Below are 17,892 nucleotides of genomic sequence, written 5' to 3'. Positions count from 1 at the left end.
CATGACAACTGCTGAGAAATCCGAAAAAACAATTCGCCTGCTGATCGTTGATGATCACAAGATGGTGCGTGACGGATTGAAAATGATGATTGAATCCTTCCGTAACGATCTGCCTGCCCAGGTAGATGAAGCAGAATCCGGAAGGGAAGCGCTGCTAAAAGTTGGCCGGAGACCTTATGACCTGGTCATTATGGACTACCGCCTTCCTGACGCCAATGGCGCAGAAACGATCCAGGCGATGTTGCGAAGCCATCCGCGCCTGGCAGTCATCGGTCTTTCCAACTATGATGAGCTGGCACAGGTGGAAAATATGATCGAAGCCGGCGCGAACGGCTACCTGCTCAAAAATATAGATACACGGGAATTACAGATGGCTATCCGGCAAGCTTTGCAATACAAAACTTATTATTCCAGTGAGATCATGATTAAGCTGTTGCAAAAAGAAGAAGAAACAAAAGCCGTGGTCCGCCCGCTTTCACCCAGGGAAAAGCAAATCCTGCACTGCATCGTACTGGAGTGGAATGATGAACAGATCGCCCAACACCTCGGCATCAGCAAGCGCACTATTCAGACCCACCGTTCAAATATGTTCCATAAACTGAAAGTCAGGAATATCGCGGGACTGGTTAAAGCTGCTATCCGGCTTGGCCTGGTGCCTGGATAAAATCCACCAAGTTTCTGTTCATTCTCCCGCAGCCGCTGATCATTTCACGGGCTAACTTACCGTCCGATTACACTGCTATATGAATAAATCACTTCAGGCCCTGCTGGTGACAGCCTGCCTGTCCACTGCACATGCAGTGACAGGCCAGACCCATTCAGCATCCCATACTTCCGCCACCACGTTTCAACCTACCTGGGAAAGTCTCGACAGGAAACAGGTACCCGAATGGTTTACCGAAGCCCGATTCGGAATTTTCATCCATTGGGGTGTCTATTCTGTGCCCGGCTGGAGCAGCAAGGGGCAGTATGCCGAATGGTACCAGAACGGGTTGATGAACGGTGACACAGCAAGGATCCGTTTTCACAGGGAGAAATTTGGTGACCGCACCTATTACGACCTCGCCAATGATTTCAAGGCCGAACTTTTTAACGCAGATGAATGGGCGAAACTGTTTGAAGCCTCCGGTGCAAAATATATCGTTCTCACTTCCAAACATCACGACGGTTATTGCCTGTGGCCGAACACCAACGCCAATCAGACCTGGGGATTTCCCTGGAACGCCGCTGTAGTAGGGCCTAAACGCGACCTCATCGGCGAACTCTTCTCAGCCGTCAGGAAGACCAGTGTTCATCCGGGTGTTTACTACTCGTTGTACGAATGGTTTAACCCACTTTGGAAAAAAGACCATGCTGCTTATGCAAGGGACCATGCCTGGCCGCAGATGAAAGAACTGATTACGAAGTATCAACCGGAAGTGCTATGGACGGACGGCGAATGGGATGCTTCTGCAGAGACCTGGAAAAGCCGGGAATTCCTCGCATGGCTGTACAATGAAAGTGCCGTTAAAGATAAGATTGTTACCAACGACCGGTGGGGAAGCGATATTCGGTTTCATCACGGTATGGTGTACACGCCGGAGTATCAGCCCGATCTCGGTTTCGATAACCATGCCTGGGAAGAAAGCCGGGGAATGGGTATGAGTTACGGGTACAACCGCGAAGAAGATGCCTGGGATTACCAGACCCCAACATCGCTTGTTATGAGCCTGGTCGACAAGGTAAGCCGCGGGGGCAATTTCCTGCTGGATATCGGTCCTGATGAACATGGTAAAATCCCGCCGATAATGCAGGAGCGACTATTGCAAATGGGACAATGGATGAAAACAAATGGTGAGGCGGTCTATGGCTGCGGCGCCTGGCGTAAAAACAGGCAGAACGACCTGTACTTCACCTATAATGCAAAAGCAAATGACCTGTTCATCACTTTTGCAAAGTATCCTTCCGGCGGGAAACTGGTACTGGAAAACCTGGCCATTCCGGCAGGAACGGAAATATCGTTGCTGGGTAAACGCAAGCCGGTATCTGCAACCCAGGAAGGTGAGAATGCCGTGCTTACATTGCCCGCCTATGATCCCAATGATTTTGCCGCTCCATATGCGTACACAGTCTGCATAAAGAATTTTGGAAAATTTGCTTCAAAGCCCGTGCTGCAGGCCGATTACACCAAAGACCCGCTTTCGCCGCGCGTGAGCCTGACTGCCCCCGGTCCCGGAGAGATCCGTTATACCATAGATGGTTCAGTACCTGCATCCACTTCAACTTTATATAAGGCACCATTTGTGCTGGAAAAAACAACAACCGTTCAGGCGGCAGTGTTTCAGCCGGAGCTGCTGCCTGGCACCTTGCTGTCTGAAAAGGTAACGCGGTACGAGTGGATGCCCGCCCGCAATCCAGGGAAACTGGCAAAAGGCCTGAAGTATATCTATACTCAGCCAGATGTCAAGGCAGATTTTCAGGTGATCCTGGATGCTGTTCCTGCTGCCGCCGGAACGGCGATGTCCATCAACAATTCCTACAAAAAACGGAAAAGCAATTTTGGACTGGTCTTCGAAGGATTTGTTGATGTTCCTAAAAATGGCATTTATAACTTTTACCTGACTTCAGATGATGGCAGTAGGCTGATGATCGATGGTGTAGAGATCATCGATAATGGTGGTGAACATGGTTCCCTTGAAAAACAAGGAAAGGCTGCTTTGAAAAAAGGCAAACATTTTATCCGGATTCTTTACTTTGATTGTGCCGGAGACAACGAATTGAAACTGACGTGGCAACTGCCTGGTCAACCCAAAACCGAAATTCCCTCAAACCGACTTTTCCATAATGCAGAATAATCTCAAAGCGTTGTTATGCCTGGCAATTACCGGGTGGATTAGCAATGCAACTGCCCAGCAGGTGAAAAAAGACTGGCTGCTTCCTGGTGTTCCGGCCAAAGCGTCAGTGATTACAGAAAAGAACGGCAACACGTTGGCGATCGGCAACACGCTCTTTTCCCGCCATTTCGTGCTGTCTCCCAATCTGGCCTGTTACAGTTTTCGCAATGAAATGAACGGACAGGAGTTGCTGCGGGCTGTAGAACCGGAAGCCTCCGTTACCATCAATGGTAAAGTATATGCGATCGGCGGCCTGCACGGCCAGGAACAACGCGGATACCTGGAACCAGCCTGGTTAAAATCAATGACAGCCGGCGAAGGTGATTTCCGGTTCATCCGTATGGACTCAATGCCGCTGCAACCACTGCTGCAACAGCGGCCGTTGCGTTTCCTGGCGACCCGTCATCAGCCGGCCACCGGCAAAGAGCTGGTATTTTACTTTGACCACCCTTCGCCGGATGTGGCAGGCATTACAGTTGCCGTACATTATGCTGTATATGACGGGCTGCCATTGCTTTCCAAATGGGTTACGGTAATCAATCAAGGGAAGCAGGTGCTGCACATCAACCGCCTGAAGAATGAAATTTTATCACTGGTGGAAGAAGAAAGTGCAGTGGTGGGCAGTGTTGAAAAAATGAAAAAGCAGCAGGGACTGTATGTGGAATCGAATTATGCATTCAATAATGCGATGCGCTATGACCTCAGCGATCAGACCACCCATTGGCTAACCGACTCTGCCTACAGATCACAGGTGAATTATGATTTTCAGACGCCCTGCCGGCTGGAAATTTACCCGGCGGACGTCACTGATGTGGAATTGCCTGCGGGTGATACGCTTCAGTCCGTGCGCAGTTTTGAATTGTTGTATGACAGCTATGATCGCCAACGGAGAGGACTCGCCGTACAGCGGTTTTACCAGGCTGTGGCACCGTGGACCAGCGAGAATCCGATTTTTATGCACCTCGTCAGTAAAGACGATGCACAGGTAGAGAATGCCATCAACCAATGTGCAGCAACAGGCTATGAAGCCCTGATCCTCAGTTTCGGCAGCCACCTCGATATGGAAGACACATCAGCCGCTAATCTCGCACGATGGAAAAAGATATCCGGTTTCGCGCACGGTAAGGGGATTGCAATTGGTGGTTATTCCCTGTTCAGTTCAAGGAAGATCAGCGAAGAGGACGATGTGATCAATCCGAAAACCGGAAAAACCGGTGGTACAATGTTTGGCAACGCACCCTGTTTTGGTAGCGTATGGGGGCTGGCCTATCGCGACAAGATCAAAAGGTTCTTCGCTGCCACTGGTTTTGATATCTGGGAAAACGATGGTCCTTATCCAGGTGATCTGTGTGCCTCCCAAAAACATCCGGGCCATAAGGGACTGGGCGATTCACAATGGAAACAGATGGAGATCCAGCGGGAACTGTATCACTGGCTCTACGGCAGAGGAGTTTATATCAATGCACCGGACTGGTACTTCCTTGACGGAACAAACAAAATTGCTGTCGGGTACCGTGAGGTGAATTTTTCGCTCCCGCGGGAACAGCAGATGATCCTTAACCGCCAGAATATTTTTGATGGTACATGGGACAAAACGCCTTCCATGGGCTGGGGCTTTGTCCCGCTTACAAAATACCAGGGGGGCGGACCGGAAGCCGTGCTTGAGCCGCTTTCAGAACACCTGGACGCGTATGAGCAACTCATGATGCAGTACTACGGTGCCGGTGTGCAGGCCTGCTATCGCGGTCCTCGCCTCTACGACACGGAAAAAACCAGGCAGTTGGTCAGCAGTGTGGTAGGCTGGTATAAACGGTACAGGGAAGTGCTGAATGCTCCGCTGATCCACCTGCGGCGGGCGGACGGTCGTGACTGGGACGGATGGCTTCATGTAAATCCGGGCGGGAAAGACAAGGCAATGATGTTACTGTTCAATCCGACGAAGGAAGCCATCACCCGCAGGATCATGATCCCCTTATATTATGCCGGCAAATCAGGCAGTACCAGGGTCAGGGAAAAGGATGGCAACCTGCGGCAGATTATCCTCAACAGCAAAGGAGAAACGGAGTTGTCGGTACAATTACCGGCCGGAGGATATTCCTGGTGGGTATTTGAATAAGGACGCAACCGGTTGCACAGCCGGCAGCCATTTAAAATGGGTAACTTTAAGAGATGATCAGACTTGCTAATAAAAAGATCTTAATCGCCGTATCTGTGTTGCTGGTAGCCGGTATCGGGGCGGCATTTCTTACTTCGGAAAAAGCAGTTGACTACAGCACCGACATCAAGCCGATAATCAATAAAAAATGTATAAGCTGTCACGGTGGCGTGAAAGCTAAGGGTGGTTTCAGTCTCCTTTTTCGTGAAGAAGCGCTGGCCACAACCGAATCTGGTAAACCCGCCATCATTCCCGGCGATCCTGATCACAGTGAAATGATCCGCAGGCTTACCCTGACAGATCCTGAAGAAAGAATGCCTTACAAGCACGAGGCGCTTTTGAAGGAAGAAATCAGTCTGCTGAAAAAATGGGTGAAGCAGGGCGCGAAATGGGGTGATCACTGGGCTTATCTTCCGGTTAAACAGCAGACAATACCAGATGTTTCAGGTGGGAACAATGCGATAGATGCGTTTGTTCTGGAGAAGCTGAAGGCGCACGATCTGAGTGCGGCACCCCGTGCTGACAAGGCTGATCTGTTGCGGAGAGTGAGTCTTGACCTGATCGGTGTTTATCCTGATGACACTATCGCACAAAAGTTTCTGCAAGGCGGTGATCAGAATGCCTATGGTGAATTGGTGGATAGCCTGCTTGCTTCTCCCCGTTTCGGAGAAAGATGGGCATCGGTGTGGCTGGATATTGCACGCTATGCTGATACAAAAGGATATGAATCTGACGGCCACAGGAATATCTGGAAATATCGCGATTGGGTGATCAATGCGCTCAACAGTGACATGCCCTATAATCAGTTCATCATAGAGCAGGTGGCAGGTGACCTTTTGCCGGATCCTACGGAGGATCAGCTGATTGCAACTGCTTTTCAGCGTAATGCCATGAGTAATGATGAAGGTGGCACAGACAATGAAGAGTTTCGCAATTCTGCCAATATGGATCGGGTCAATACGGTATGGGAAGGGTTGATGGGAACCACCTTCGCGTGCGTACAATGTCATAGCCATCCCTACGATCCTTTCCGTCATGAGGAATATTACCAGTTCCTCGCTTATTACAATAACGGCAGGGATGAAGATGTGCCGGGTGAGTTTCCGTTGCTGCGTCAGTTTCCCGACAGTGTGAAACCCGAAATTGATGCAGTAGTGAACTGGACGCGAAAAGCGGGTGGTGACACAGAAGCCGCAAGGGTGAAGTTATTGTTGCGCTCCTACCAGCCCGCGGTCAATGCAACAACCGCCGACAGCCTGCAACATGCTGTAATTGCCAATAATAATGTTAACCTTTCCGTTCAGCAAAACGGTATCGCCCGTTTACGGAATATTGATCTCAATAATGCATCAGAAGGTATTCTCCGTTTTTACTCCAATAAACCTGGTGGCCAGTTGGTGTTCAGGCTGGACAAAGCTGACGGACCTGCTTTCGCAACAATGTCCGTCAAACCTTCCGACCGCGCCCAGACAGTAGTGTTTGAATATCCGGAACAACAGGGCATTCACGATGTGTTTATACAATACAGGAATACAGGAGGAGGGTTGAAACCCGATGATTTTGTGATATCCTTTGACTGGATGGCATTTCATCGTGGATTACCCGGAAAAACCTTGCCGGGATATACTGAGATTAAAAATACCTACACAAGACTGCTCAGGATGGAGCTCTCCGGCACCCCGATCATGCTGGAAAATCCGGACAACTGGAAAAGAAAGAATGTAGTTTTTGAAAGAGGCAATCGGCATACGCCGGGTAAGGAAGTGCAACCCGCGGTACCTGCCAGTTTACGGTTCGCACAATCATCATCAGCGCCCTCCAATCGTCTGGGACTGGCAATGTGGATGACAAGCCCACAACATCCGCTGGTAAGCCGCACTATTGTAAACCGCTTGTGGGAACAACTCTTCGGAACCGGTATTGTTGAGACGCTGGAAGATATGGGCACACAGGGACTAACACCCTCGCATCAGGCATTGCTCGATTACCTGAGTTATCAGTTGATGCATGATTACCAGTGGAGCCTGAAAAAACTGCTCAGGGAAATCGTGCTGAGCAGCACCTATCAACAGGATTCCCGTTGGTCTGAATCTGCCGGTGATGATCAATACAACAAGCTGCTTGCCAGAGGACCGAGGCTGCGCCTGAGTGCAGAACAGCTCCGTGATCAGGCGCTTTGTGTAAGCGGACTCCTCAGTACAAAGATGTATGGCCCGGGTGTTATGCCCTGGCAGCCGGACGGTATCTGGAATTCGCCATATAATGGTGCCCGCTGGCAGCAAAGTGCCGGCGAGGATCAGTATCGCCGTGCTGTTTATACTTACTGGAAGCGAACGTCGCCATATCCTTCCATGATCAGTTTTGACGGTGCACAGCGTGTAGTGTGTGCAGCCCGGCGTATCCGGACGAACACGCCGTTGCAGGCATTAACGACGCTGAACGATTCAGCATACCTGGACATGTCGCGGCATTATGCATTACGCATGATATCATCTGCTGCATCAAAAGATCCATCAGCCAGAATTACGGCAGGCTACAATTTGCTTTTCTTCAAATCCATTCCGGCCGAAAAATTGAAAACCCTTCAGCGGTTGTATCAGCAATCACTGGAGGTTTATACTAAATCGCCCGAAGAAGCGGCTGCTTTGCTCAGCAAAAAAGAAGCAACCGGTGAACCAAAGGAAATGGCGGAAACTGCAGCGTTGACTATAGTAGCGAATGCCCTTTTAAATCTTGACGAAACCATCACCAAAAATTAGTCGCGATGACGAAACAGGATATGATCAATCAACGATTGCTGAAGGAAGCTGCTGCGGCGCAGATGCGTATGCATACCCGCCGGCATTTCCTGAAGGAGTCTGCTATGGGGCTGGGGGCGCTGGCGATCGGTTCATTGCTCGGCGGTTGTGGTAGCAACGCCGCTGGAAATGCGGAGCCGGCGATTGCATTTGATCCGGCCAGGCCATTGCTGCCCAAATCTCCGCCGTTTGCCGGCAAGGCCAGGAGTGTCATTTACCTCCACATGGCTGGCGCACCTTCACAGCTTGAGCTGTTTGATTTTAAACCGGAGCTCATGAAGATGGACGGCCAGGATTGTCCGCCGAGCCTGCTTGCCGGAAAACAGTTTGCCTTTATCAAGGGTGTTCCGAAAATGCTGGGGCCGCAGGCGAAATTCGCTCAGCATGGCGATAGCCGGGCCTGGATCAGTGAACACCTGCCCCATTTCTCCACCATGGCTGATGATGTCTGTTTCCTGAAGGCGGTCACAACTGACCAGTTCAACCATGCACCCGCACAATTGCTGATGCATACGGGAAGTCCACGGTTAGGAAGGCCGAGTATGGGAAGCTGGGTAACCTATGGCCTGGGAACTGAAAATCAGAACCTGCCCGGATTTGTGGTGCTGACCAGTGGCGGCAGTTTTCCTGATGCCGGAAAATCAGTTTGGGGCAGCGGCTTTTTACCGTCGGTATACCAGGGGGTGCAATGCCGCAGTGAAGGAGACCCCGTACTCTTCATCAACGACCCTAAAGGCATGAACCGGGACCTGCGGAAAGCCAGTATCGATGCTATCAATGAAGCGAACCAGCAGGAGTATAAAAATTATCATGACCCGGAGATCCTGAGCCGGATCTCACAATACGAAATGGCTTACAGGATGCAGATCACGGCGCCTGAAGTAATGAACATCAATGATGAACCGGATTATATCCATGAAATGTATGGCACCCGTAAAGGGGAAGCCTGCCTCGCGAACAATGTGCTGCTGGCGAGAAAACTGGTAGAGAAGGGTGTTCGTTTTGTACAGTTGTTTGACTGGGGATGGGATGCCCACGGTGATCACGCCGGCAATTCCCTTAACCTGGGCATGATCAATAAATACAGAAGTGTAGACAAATGCATGACGGCATTGTTGCTTGATCTCAAACAAAGAGGATTGCTGGAAGAAACGCTTGTTGTTTGGGGTGGTGAATTCGGCAGAACCCCTATGATGGAGAACCGTAACGGTGTTCAGAATCCTTTCAAAGGCCGCGATCACCATACGGAAGCGTTTACTATCTGGATGGCCGGTGGTGGTATCAAAAAGGGCTATACCCATGGGGAAACAGACGAAATCGGGTATAGTGCGGTAAGCGGCAAGGTAGATGCGTTTGATATACAGGCGACTATTCTGAATCAGCTTGGATTTAATCACGAAAACTTTACATATCCTTTCCAGGGCAGGCCTTTCCGGTTAACGGATGTTGGCGGCAAAGTAATCCGGGAAATTATTGCTTGAACATGACTATGAACCGTAAGAAATTCCTGCAGGCAGCTGCAGGTACCACCGCCGCGCTGACGCTGGCCAGTCTTGAAACTTATGCGAATGCCTTTGCTGTGCCACCTCCGCAGCACTCGGGTGCACCGGGATTTGAATTGCTGATACTCGCAACCAACTGGGGATTTGAAGGTAATGCTGATGCATTTTGTGCCGCAGCAAAAAAGGAAGGTTATGACGGAATCGAGATCTGGTGGCCGGGCGATAAAAAGGACCAGGACGCATGGTCCGCAGCACTGCAGCGTCATCAGCTGAAAGTTGGTTTCCTCTGTGGAGGTTACCAGAATGAACCTGCTGCGCACCTCAGTTATTTCAAGGAGCAGGTTAAAGCGGCGACTACTCATGCGCAACTCAAACCTTTATACATTAACTGCCATTCTGGTCGCGATCATTTTCCATTGACAGCAAACCAGGAGTTTATCACGTTTACGACTGAACAATCCAGGACAACCGGGGTGCCGATCTATCATGAAACACATCGCAGCAGGATTCTTTTTGCTGCGCATGTGGCCCGTCAATTCCTTGAAAAGAACCCGGCACTGCAAATCACTTTTGATGTGTCACACTGGTGTAATGTTCATGAGAGTTTGCTCGCCGATCAGCCTGAGGCGGTGGCGCTCGCATTGGAGCGTGCTGGTCATATTCACGCCAGGGTAGGGCATCCCGAAGGTCCGCAGGTAAATGATCCCCGTGCACCGGAATGGAAAGCGACAGTTGAACAGCACCTGAAATGGTGGGATACAATCGTGGAACGCAGGAAAAAGCGTGGCGAAAGGATGACCATTCTTACAGAGTTCGGCCCTCCCGACTATATGCCTACAGAACCCTATACCCGAAAACCGCTGAGTGATCAGTGGGCGGTGAATGTTTATATGATGCAATTGCTGAAAAAACGTTATTCCTGACTTTCATGTTATTAACGATATCCGGATTATTGGCGCGACTTCACCCGCTGCTGGTGCACCTGCCCATTGGTATACTGCTCGTAGCTGCAGCGTTTATTTTATTGTCGATCAGGCCCAGGTATGCAGGCCTTCGGCCGTCGATTCCCATGCTGTTGTTCTGGGGAATGTTAAGCGCGATTGCCTCCTGCATCAGCGGGTGGTTGCTGGCAGCCGGCAGCGACTATGACGAAATGTTTTTGAACCGGCATCGCTGGTTGGGAATCAGTACGGCTGTGATCGCAGCCTTGTTGTACCTGCTGTTTAAGAAACAACCGTTATGGAAATTGAACCGGCCTGTGGCAATACTCCTGTTGTTACTGCTGACCGTTACGGGGCACCTGGGTGGTACGCTGACACATGGCGAGGGATATATTGAGGAGGGACTGATGGCAAAGGCTGAGACTAAAGGACCGGTGATCCGGCAATTACCAAAGCCGGATACGGTGTTACTATATAACAGTGTGGTGCAGCCGATACTGGAGGCCCGTTGTTACAATTGTCACGGCAGCAGCAAGCAGAAAGGCAAATTGCGATTGGATGCGATGAAATATATCCTGCGTGGAGGAGAAGAAGGGAAGTCACTGGTTCCCGGTAAGCCAGGGGAAAGCGGGATGATCAAAAGACTTGAACTTCCGCTGGAATCAAAGGATCATATGCCCCCGAAGGAGAAAGCACAGCTCACGGACGCAGAGGTGGCATTGCTGCACTGGTGGGTAGAGTCGGGCGCTTCAACCACGGCTAAGATCGGCGATCTTAAACCTAATGCAGCGATCAGCAAAGTACTTGAAGGTCTGGCAAAGGGTGAAACCGGGGCCGGTGTAGACAATGCAGCATTGCCCCCTTCACCCGGACCTGCTCCGGTGGCTGCGATCCGGGCTTTGCAGGACGCAGGGGCTACAGTAATACCTGTTGCCTCTGGAAGTGGATGGCTCGCAGTAAATTTTGTGGGCGTTATGAAAAAGGATCTGCAGACCCTTTCTCTCCTGGCTCCGCTGGCAGATCACGTAGTGAACCTGCGGGTGGAAGACTTCCAGTTGACTGACGAGGCAATCAAAATAATTACCCGGTGCGTTGAGTTACGGCAATTGCGGCTCAATCATACCAGTCTCACCGATCAGCAGCTGGGCGCTTTGAAAGGGCTGAAAAACCTGCATAGCATAAGTCTGGTGGGAAACAGGGTAACTGCCAACGGCGTGTTGCAATTACGTCAGCTTCCGCAACTGCGCCAGCTATATCTGTATCAGACAGAAGTTGGTCAGAAAGACTGGCTGACGCTGAAGAACGCATTCCCTTCTGCACAGGTTGACAGCGGCGGTTACCGGCTTCCCATGCTGGAAGGAGACACCAGTAAGGTGAAATATTAGACTTCGACAAGGTTATTCATTACCTCGTCATCCCCTTTGCACAATAAATACGTGGAGATTATTTTCCGGTAAACTTTACCGGCAGGGATTCCAAATTTCAATGCCAATTGCATTTTGCGCAGAGGGTCGGCGATGGCGCCCTGGGCAAAAAGTATAGCTTCCTGCATCAATTCATTCCTTTCCCGCTGTTTTGCAGACAAAACCCGGTTGGTCATTTTGGGAATTGCACTCAGTACAATTTTATCTCCATAATTCTTTAGCAAAACGTCACCCACCCGGCCGGAAAACCCGGAAATCAGGCTGGTCATTTGTCGGTTAACTGCCATAGTAGTATGTGTTTTTATCAAAATATGTATTATCCGGATAAAAACCAAGTACCATGCCGCAAACAATCTGCAAAGAATCTCCAATCATGCTCCAAACATCCTCCAAAGTTTTTGGAAGATGTTTGGAGCATGGTTGGAGTACATTTGGGGTGTTTTTGGAGAATTGATGAGCTTCATGCACACGATGGTACACAGGCGGAACACCCCTTTCATTGGGTGTCTTCACTTCAAAACGAAATAATTAAGGACTGGGGCAAACCGGAGTTTACACTTTTACGTACCATTTCCGGTGGTCCATGTACCAGGCGAGCGACCACATGAAACCAATGAAGATCAGCGCATACAGCAACGACCCGTTTTCAGGTTTTGCTGAAACCGGAGCACAAACTGTTTCATAAAACCAGCCCAACGGGCTGGTATAGGTCATTTTCCCCTGTTCGTTCAGGCCGTGAGGTATACGGATCAAAGCCAGTGATTTTGGAATGAGTGCACTCATCACAAAGATGAAAAGCGGGTTTTTCCCGAATACATCAAAAAAGCGTGTTAACGGGCCCTTCAAGCCGCGAAATTCAATAAGCTGGATCATGGTTGCAAGGATCAGGGTAGCGAGCCCCGTTGTATATAAAACGTAGGAACTGGTCCAGATTTTCTTATTAATGGGGAATTCAAGTCCCCAGGCCATGCCAGCCAGCAGCATAATCATTCCGGCAACAAATAGGTTCGCTACCATGGCGTCAGACTTTCCTTTTTGCTGAATATAGGACCCTACCATATAGCCAAAGATCACCTGGGCGATTGCAGGAATAGTACTGGCAAGTCCTTCGGGGTCAAAGGGTACACCTTCCCCCTTGTAGAGATGGTCACTACCCAGTAAGGCGCGGTCCAGGTGAGTTCCCCAGAAACCTTCGAGGCTATAGGGGTCAATAAATCCGGTGGCGTCAGGCACTCCGCAAAACGCCGTAATCACCCAATATCCCAGTAATAAGAGGGTTGCCAGGTAAAATGCTTTTCTGCCTTTTAAAAAGTATACGGACAGCGCCGCGAATAAATAGGCTATTCCAATCCGCTGCAATACACCGAGAATGCGAAGGTTACTGAATGACTTCATAATCAGGCTGTCATCTTCCCACTTCACAAAAGGGAACCAATTCAATAAAAGGCCAATCAGGAAGATCAGTGTACCACGTTTGACGATTTTTCCCGCTGCCTGTTGCTTTGATATCCCCTCCAGGCGGGGCATCACAAACGCCAGTGCATTCCCGACGGCAAACAGGAAAAATGGGAAAACAAGATCAGTCGGAGTACAACCATGCCACGGGGCATGCTTAAGTGGTCCATATATATGAGCCCAGGTTCCCGGGTTATTAACCAGGATCATCAGGCAGACTGTGGCGCCACGAAATACATCGAGGGAGTAGTAGCGTTGGTTCAAGGCAAGAAATAGTTTGAAGTAAAATAACAGGAAATTCCGATTTTCGCGGCTTATTCTTAAAGATATCAACAAAGCAACATCCGATGCTATTCAATAGCTTCCCTTTTCTTATCCTGCTAATCATAACTTTTTGTATATATTATATTCCATATTTGAAAAGGTTCCAGGTTCCGGTCCTGATTATCTCGAGCCTGATATTTTATGCATTTGGCGAGCCTGGACTTGTATTACTGCTATTGTTTTCCGCTGCCATCAATATCGTAGCCAGCTATTATGTTGCATTTGGCAGGAAGGAATACAGGCGTCCGATCGCCATTACCGGGGTGGCCTTAAATCTCCTGGGCATCGCTTTTTTTAAATATAGCCCCCTGTTTGCGCATACATTTCTTCATTCGGGAAGTGATCTCGGCCAATTCCTGTTAAACATTCCGTTGCCGATTGGCATTTCGTTTTTTACGTTTGAAGGCATCAGCCTCCTGGTAGATGTCTGGAAGGAGAAATATTTTGACAATAGAAAGATGCTTTCACCGTCCCTTTCGAAACATGCGCAACATACCCTTTTCTTCATATCCTTTTTCCCCCACCTGGTTGCCGGACCAATTCTGAAAGCACACGACTTTTTTCCCCAGATTGGCCAGAAAAAATTTCGGGATATTCAATGGGAAAGCGCCTTCAAATCCATCGTGGTAGGGTATTTTTTAAAAATGGTACTGGCAGACAACCTGAAGGATTTTACTTACTGGATCACATATCCATATTTTGAAGCGCATGCTACTATTGATCTGCTGGTAATGCTCTTTGGTTATTCCATGCAGATTTTCGCCGATTTTGCTGGTTATTCCCTCATTGCAATCGGCCTGGCAGCACTATTCGGCTATCAGTTCCAGGACAATTTCCTGTTTCCCTATATATCAGGTTCGTTCAAGGAGTTTTGGAAACGATGGCACATTTCGTTATCCTCATTTTTGATGGAATACCTCTATTTTCCGTTAGGGGGCAACAGAAAAGGTAAAGTCAGGACATATGTAAACCTTATGATTACGATGGTTCTAGGAGGCCTTTGGCATGGTGCAGCCTGGAGTTATGCCATTTGGGGAATGTTACACGGACTTGCGCTGGCAGCCGAAAGATTTTGTGGAGATAAATTTGGTACTCCTTCTTCTTCAGGTTACAAGTTCCTGAAAGGTATAGTCGTCTTCCTGTTTGTAACTTTTGCCTGGTTACTGTTCAAACTGCCTGAATTTGAACATGTAATTGCGTATTTCAGATCGATGGCTGACAACACTCGGTTGACACCCGGATATTCATTGATTTCATCTATCCTTGTTTATTCCCTGCCGGTAGTATTATATCACTTGTCTTACCTGGTAAAGGAGAAGTCGTGGCTTGCGCCTGTCCACCGGTTTAAATTTGCAGGATACGCCATTATGATTTTTCTGATTCTCACCAATAGCGGTTCTTCTGGTGCATTCATATATTTTCAATTCTAGGTAAAATGATACTAAAAAGTATAATAACAGCATTACTGGGGTTGACAATCTATAACATTGTTGTAATTCAGTTTTTTCCAAACGTAAAAGTGTCGCGCCATTACTGGCAGGAAAACCAGATCAAGGCGCAAACTTATGTCTTTGGAAATTCCACACCAGATCAGGTGATTGTCGGGTCATCTTTATCTGCCAGGCTAAATGATAAAAATCTGCCAGGTTATGGTAAACTCAGCTTCATTGGCCAGACTGTTTTTGAGGGATTTCGGGTCATTTTGCAGCGGAAGGACTTGCCCGCTAAAATTTTTGTGGAAACAAACTACCTCTTGCGGCCGCTGAGCCCGGATTTTAATTCATCGCTGGAGAACCCTGTTCTGTTTTACGCCAGGTCAAAAATGGAAGGATTGAGGGATGAAAAACAACCTTTGGCAATCGTGAGCAATAAATTGGATAATCTGGTGAAACCAGTTGTCAATGCATTAGCGCGTTCCCAGGCTCCTGGAACCAAACCGTCCGAGACCAATCCTCATTTTGAAAATGCATTGAACAATAACATTGAAGCCAGCAATAGAATTGTTGATTCGAATGAGGTTGAGCAACGATTTGCTTTATTGAAAACCTACGTCGACAGGTTTGTAGGGAGAGGCGCCGAGGTCATTTTCTTTGAAATGCCGGTTCATCCGAAAGTTGCAGCATGCACCATTCCAAAAGCTATCAGGAAAAAAATGAAGGAATACTTTCCACCGACAGTATATAAATATATTGAGCAACCGGATTGCACTCCCTATCAGACAACGGACGGGATACACCTGCAGCTGGGCGAGGCAGATACTTACGCTGTCTATTTTACTGCCATGAGGGATCGGATTTTTTCGGGATTGGCAAAGGAAAAGTGATTGCGGAGTCGGCTGGTCGTATGAGATTAATCATGTTAAAAGTTCAGAAACCATGATTTCATCGCAGATTTTTGTTCATACGTCTTCTGTTGTCGATCAGGACGCAGTAATTGGTGCAGGAACAAGGATATGGCATTTTTGTCATATTATGACCGGGGCTGTTGTAGGTCAGTCCTGCACTATTGGTCAGAATGTTTTTATTGCCAAAGGCGTACACATAGGTAATGGTGTAAAAGTACAGAACAACGTGTCACTTTATGAAGGTGTTACGCTTGAAGATGACGTATTCGTGGGGCCATCAGTGGTGTTTACAAATGTCATAAATCCGCGGGCTTTTATAGAGCGGAAAGCTGAGTTTCGGCCAACTGTTGTAAAAAAAGGTGCGTCCATCGGTGCCAATGCCACAATTATCTGCGGTGTGGAAATTGGAGAGTATGCATTAGTCGGCGCCGGAGCAGTGGTCACGAAAGATGTCCCTTCGTATGCATTGGTGGTGGGGAATCCTGCGACGGTAATTGGCCGGGTGGATCGCGATGGTAACAGGATATAGTATGATTTTTGAAGCACCTTAAGTTGATAATCAGAACCATGAAGTACCTATCGTTGCTATTGTTGTTTTTTTCTGCTGCCGCGTCAGCTCAGAATGCCGACTGGAAAGAGTTGCAGGGTCTGATCGATAAAGCAGTTAATACCAACGGAAAAGTTTTCGTCGCAAGAAACTACAAAATTGACAGGCCTTTGGTGGTGGCGAATAAGCAGGGTGAAAGTTTTAATTCATACGCTGTTACTATACATGGCGATGCGACCATGTGGGATGTAAATAGCCGAAGTGTGATCCAGACGACATACACCGATGCGCCTGCGATGATTGTTCAGTCCGGGAAATCCGTTATACTGGAGGGATTGAATTTTCAAGGCAGGTACATTCCTCCTAAGCTGACAGTTCCTGAATTATATGGTGCAAGCCTGCAGGAATACCAGACCCGGGATTGCCGTGACAATCCTGAAACTCCCTATGCTGCCATTGCAGTTGATCCTTTTTGCTGTGGCGGAATAAGCTCAGATGAGTATCCGGGCCTGGGTTCCTGGTACATTAATAAATCAGCTTGCAAGGGTACAACCGGGAAGCTTATTATTAAAGATTGCACCTTTAACGGATTTATTGTCGGATTGAAACAGTTTTCTGCCAGTTGCACCATTACAAAAAGTGAACTCCGCCTGGAGAATATCCGTATCGGGACATGTAAGGTGGGCATTGCATTTGGCGGCTCAGCAACAGGTTCAACTACAATTGAAAATATCGGCGCCTGGGGACTGACGCACACACTCTTTGACTTTGATCATTATGGAATAGCAGATGCGGGTACCTGCGAAATAAATGGTATCAATATTGCAGGGGACGTGGTGCAAATGATCAACAAAGCACGTCCGGGTTCAAAAATTGTCATCCGTAATGTTTTTGCGGAGTCATTGGGAAGGATTGGTATCTGGATTTCGGAAGGAAATGACAGGCTCGATAATGCTTCCATCAATTTCCGGTATATTAACCAGGTACAGTATCACCCCGACTATGTGTTGTGGGGGGATAATGTAACCATTTCCCTTTCGACACTACGCTACTATGGGCAGGTGACGCCCATGGTTTTTTTGGGTAATCAGCAGCATGTTCGCGTTAGCTACCAGAAGAGCAGGCCATTGTTTGTGAACGATGCAAAAAAGGAACGTAAGTGGAAGAATGATCTGCCTGTAACGGTCACGGACACCTACCGGCCATTAACTATAAATGGAAATGCGAAAACCGGAGATTATGTCTTCTTCTTTGACAAAAAGAACCGATACCTGGGATTCGGTGACGTCAGGGAAAATTCAAATGGAAAGTCCAGGATTGAATATTTGAGTTCGCCAGCCAAATACAAGAACGAATTAACACTGAAGTACTAATAACTGTATATGATCCGGAGCTTACTGGTATTAATACTGTTGTCGACCAGACTTTTTGCCCAAAACGCCGACTGGAAGGAACTTCAGGGAAGGATTGATGCTGCGGTAAAAAATAATGGTAAAGTTGCTGTTGATCGGGATTTTGCGATCGATAAA

Annotated in this window: 13 protein-coding genes; 11 read left to right on the top strand and 2 right to left on the bottom strand. The window is 48.4% G+C overall.

Annotation, left to right across the window (positions count from 1 at the left end; all coding sequences use genetic code 11):
- The first annotated feature begins 1 nt into the window (after window position 1).
- The 7 genes from FPE01S_RS21900 (at window position 2) to FPE01S_RS21870 (ending at window position 11,654) form a co-directional block, all read left to right on the top strand.
- Entirely contained in the window at window positions 2-664 is a 663-nt protein-coding gene (locus FPE01S_RS21900) for a response regulator transcription factor (protein ID WP_046371190.1), read from the top strand.
- Between the two features lie 79 nt (window positions 665-743).
- Window positions 744-2,834: an alpha-L-fucosidase gene (locus tag FPE01S_RS25210; protein WP_052956092.1), complete on the top strand. Its 2,091-nt coding sequence runs from the start codon at window positions 744-746 to the stop codon at window positions 2,832-2,834.
- Complete coding sequence (locus FPE01S_RS21890) at window positions 2,824-4,989, top strand: alpha-galactosidase (protein ID WP_046371189.1); 2,166 nt, start codon at window positions 2,824-2,826, stop codon at window positions 4,987-4,989. Before FPE01S_RS25210 ends, FPE01S_RS21890 begins: the two co-directional genes overlap by 11 nt.
- Window positions 4,990-5,042: 53 nt before the next feature.
- Window positions 5,043-7,787, top strand: coding sequence for a DUF1553 domain-containing protein (locus tag FPE01S_RS21885; RefSeq protein WP_046371188.1), 2,745 nt, complete (start codon window positions 5,043-5,045; stop codon window positions 7,785-7,787).
- Between the two features lie 5 nt (window positions 7,788-7,792).
- Window positions 7,793-9,307: a DUF1501 domain-containing protein gene (locus FPE01S_RS21880; protein ID WP_046371187.1), complete on the top strand. Its 1,515-nt coding sequence runs from the start codon at window positions 7,793-7,795 to the stop codon at window positions 9,305-9,307.
- A gap of 2 nt (window positions 9,308-9,309) precedes the next feature.
- Complete coding sequence (locus tag FPE01S_RS21875; protein WP_052956091.1) at window positions 9,310-10,251, top strand: sugar phosphate isomerase/epimerase family protein; 942 nt, start codon at window positions 9,310-9,312, stop codon at window positions 10,249-10,251.
- 5 nt (window positions 10,252-10,256) lie between these two features.
- Window positions 10,257-11,654: a c-type cytochrome domain-containing protein gene (locus tag FPE01S_RS21870; RefSeq protein ID WP_046371186.1), complete on the top strand. Its 1,398-nt coding sequence runs from the start codon at window positions 10,257-10,259 to the stop codon at window positions 11,652-11,654.
- Here the strand turns inward: FPE01S_RS21870 and FPE01S_RS21865 are convergent.
- Window positions 11,651-11,980 (bottom strand): hypothetical protein, encoded by a 330-nt coding sequence (locus FPE01S_RS21865; protein ID WP_046371185.1) that lies wholly within the window; start codon window positions 11,978-11,980, stop codon window positions 11,651-11,653. The two genes, FPE01S_RS21870 and FPE01S_RS21865, sit on opposite strands and share 4 nt — an antisense overlap.
- Before the next feature lie 265 nt (window positions 11,981-12,245).
- Window positions 12,246-13,412 (bottom strand): acyltransferase family protein, encoded by a 1,167-nt coding sequence (locus FPE01S_RS21860; protein WP_046371184.1) that lies wholly within the window; start codon window positions 13,410-13,412, stop codon window positions 12,246-12,248.
- A gap of 152 nt (window positions 13,413-13,564) precedes the next feature.
- On the opposite strand from FPE01S_RS21860, the gene FPE01S_RS21855 reads away from it, so the two are divergent.
- The 4 genes from FPE01S_RS21855 to FPE01S_RS21840 are packed head-to-tail and all read left to right on the top strand — an operon-like array spanning window position 13,565 to window position 17,736.
- Window positions 13,565-14,902 carry an MBOAT family O-acyltransferase gene (locus FPE01S_RS21855; protein WP_217998255.1) on the top strand — a complete coding sequence of 446 codons (1,338 nt, stop codon included), beginning with the start codon at window positions 13,565-13,567 and terminating at the stop codon, window positions 14,900-14,902.
- A 5-nt stretch (window positions 14,903-14,907) separates the two neighbouring features.
- Window positions 14,908-15,795 carry a hypothetical protein gene (locus FPE01S_RS21850; protein WP_046371182.1) on the top strand — a complete coding sequence of 296 codons (888 nt, stop codon included), beginning with the start codon at window positions 14,908-14,910 and terminating at the stop codon, window positions 15,793-15,795.
- A 52-nt stretch (window positions 15,796-15,847) separates the two neighbouring features.
- Entirely contained in the window at window positions 15,848-16,345 is a 498-nt protein-coding gene (locus FPE01S_RS21845; protein WP_046371181.1) for an acyltransferase, read from the top strand.
- Window positions 16,346-16,383: 38 nt separating this feature from the next.
- A complete protein-coding gene (locus FPE01S_RS21840; RefSeq protein ID WP_046371180.1) occupies window positions 16,384-17,736 on the top strand; it encodes a hypothetical protein in 1,353 nt (450 codons plus the stop codon).
- Window positions 17,737-17,892 lie beyond the last annotated feature (156 nt).

It is taken from the genome of Flavihumibacter petaseus NBRC 106054 (assembly GCF_000974785.1).
GTDB classification, from domain to species: Bacteria; Bacteroidota; Bacteroidia; order Chitinophagales; family Chitinophagaceae; genus Flavihumibacter; species Flavihumibacter petaseus.
Note: the sequence above shows the minus strand (reverse complement) of the source record. Positions and strands in the feature narration are given on the sequence as shown.

Bases quoted from the DNA above. Each gene is read 5' to 3' on its own strand.
- FPE01S_RS25210 (WP_052956092.1), top strand. From the start codon at position 744: ATGAATAAATCACTTCAGGCCCTGCTGGTGACAGCCTGCCTGTCCACT.
- FPE01S_RS21850 (WP_046371182.1), top strand. From the start codon at position 14,908: ATGATACTAAAAAGTATAATAACAGCATTACTGGGGTTGACAATCTAT.
- FPE01S_RS21845 (WP_046371181.1), top strand. From the start codon at position 15,848: ATGATTTCATCGCAGATTTTTGTTCATACGTCTTCTGTTGTCGATCAG.
- FPE01S_RS21875 (WP_052956091.1), top strand. From the start codon at position 9,310: ATGACTATGAACCGTAAGAAATTCCTGCAGGCAGCTGCAGGTACCACC.
- FPE01S_RS21885 (WP_046371188.1), top strand. From the start codon at position 5,043: ATGATCAGACTTGCTAATAAAAAGATCTTAATCGCCGTATCTGTGTTG.
- FPE01S_RS21870 (WP_046371186.1), top strand. From the start codon at position 10,257: ATGTTATTAACGATATCCGGATTATTGGCGCGACTTCACCCGCTGCTG.
- FPE01S_RS21890 (WP_046371189.1), top strand. From the start codon at position 2,824: ATGCAGAATAATCTCAAAGCGTTGTTATGCCTGGCAATTACCGGGTGG.
- FPE01S_RS21900 (WP_046371190.1), top strand. From the start codon at position 2: ATGACAACTGCTGAGAAATCCGAAAAAACAATTCGCCTGCTGATCGTT.
- FPE01S_RS21865 (WP_046371185.1), bottom strand. From the start codon at position 11,980: ATGGCAGTTAACCGACAAATGACCAGCCTGATTTCCGGGTTTTCCGGC.
- FPE01S_RS21880 (WP_046371187.1), top strand. From the start codon at position 7,793: ATGACGAAACAGGATATGATCAATCAACGATTGCTGAAGGAAGCTGCT.
- FPE01S_RS21840 (WP_046371180.1), top strand. From the start codon at position 16,384: ATGAAGTACCTATCGTTGCTATTGTTGTTTTTTTCTGCTGCCGCGTCA.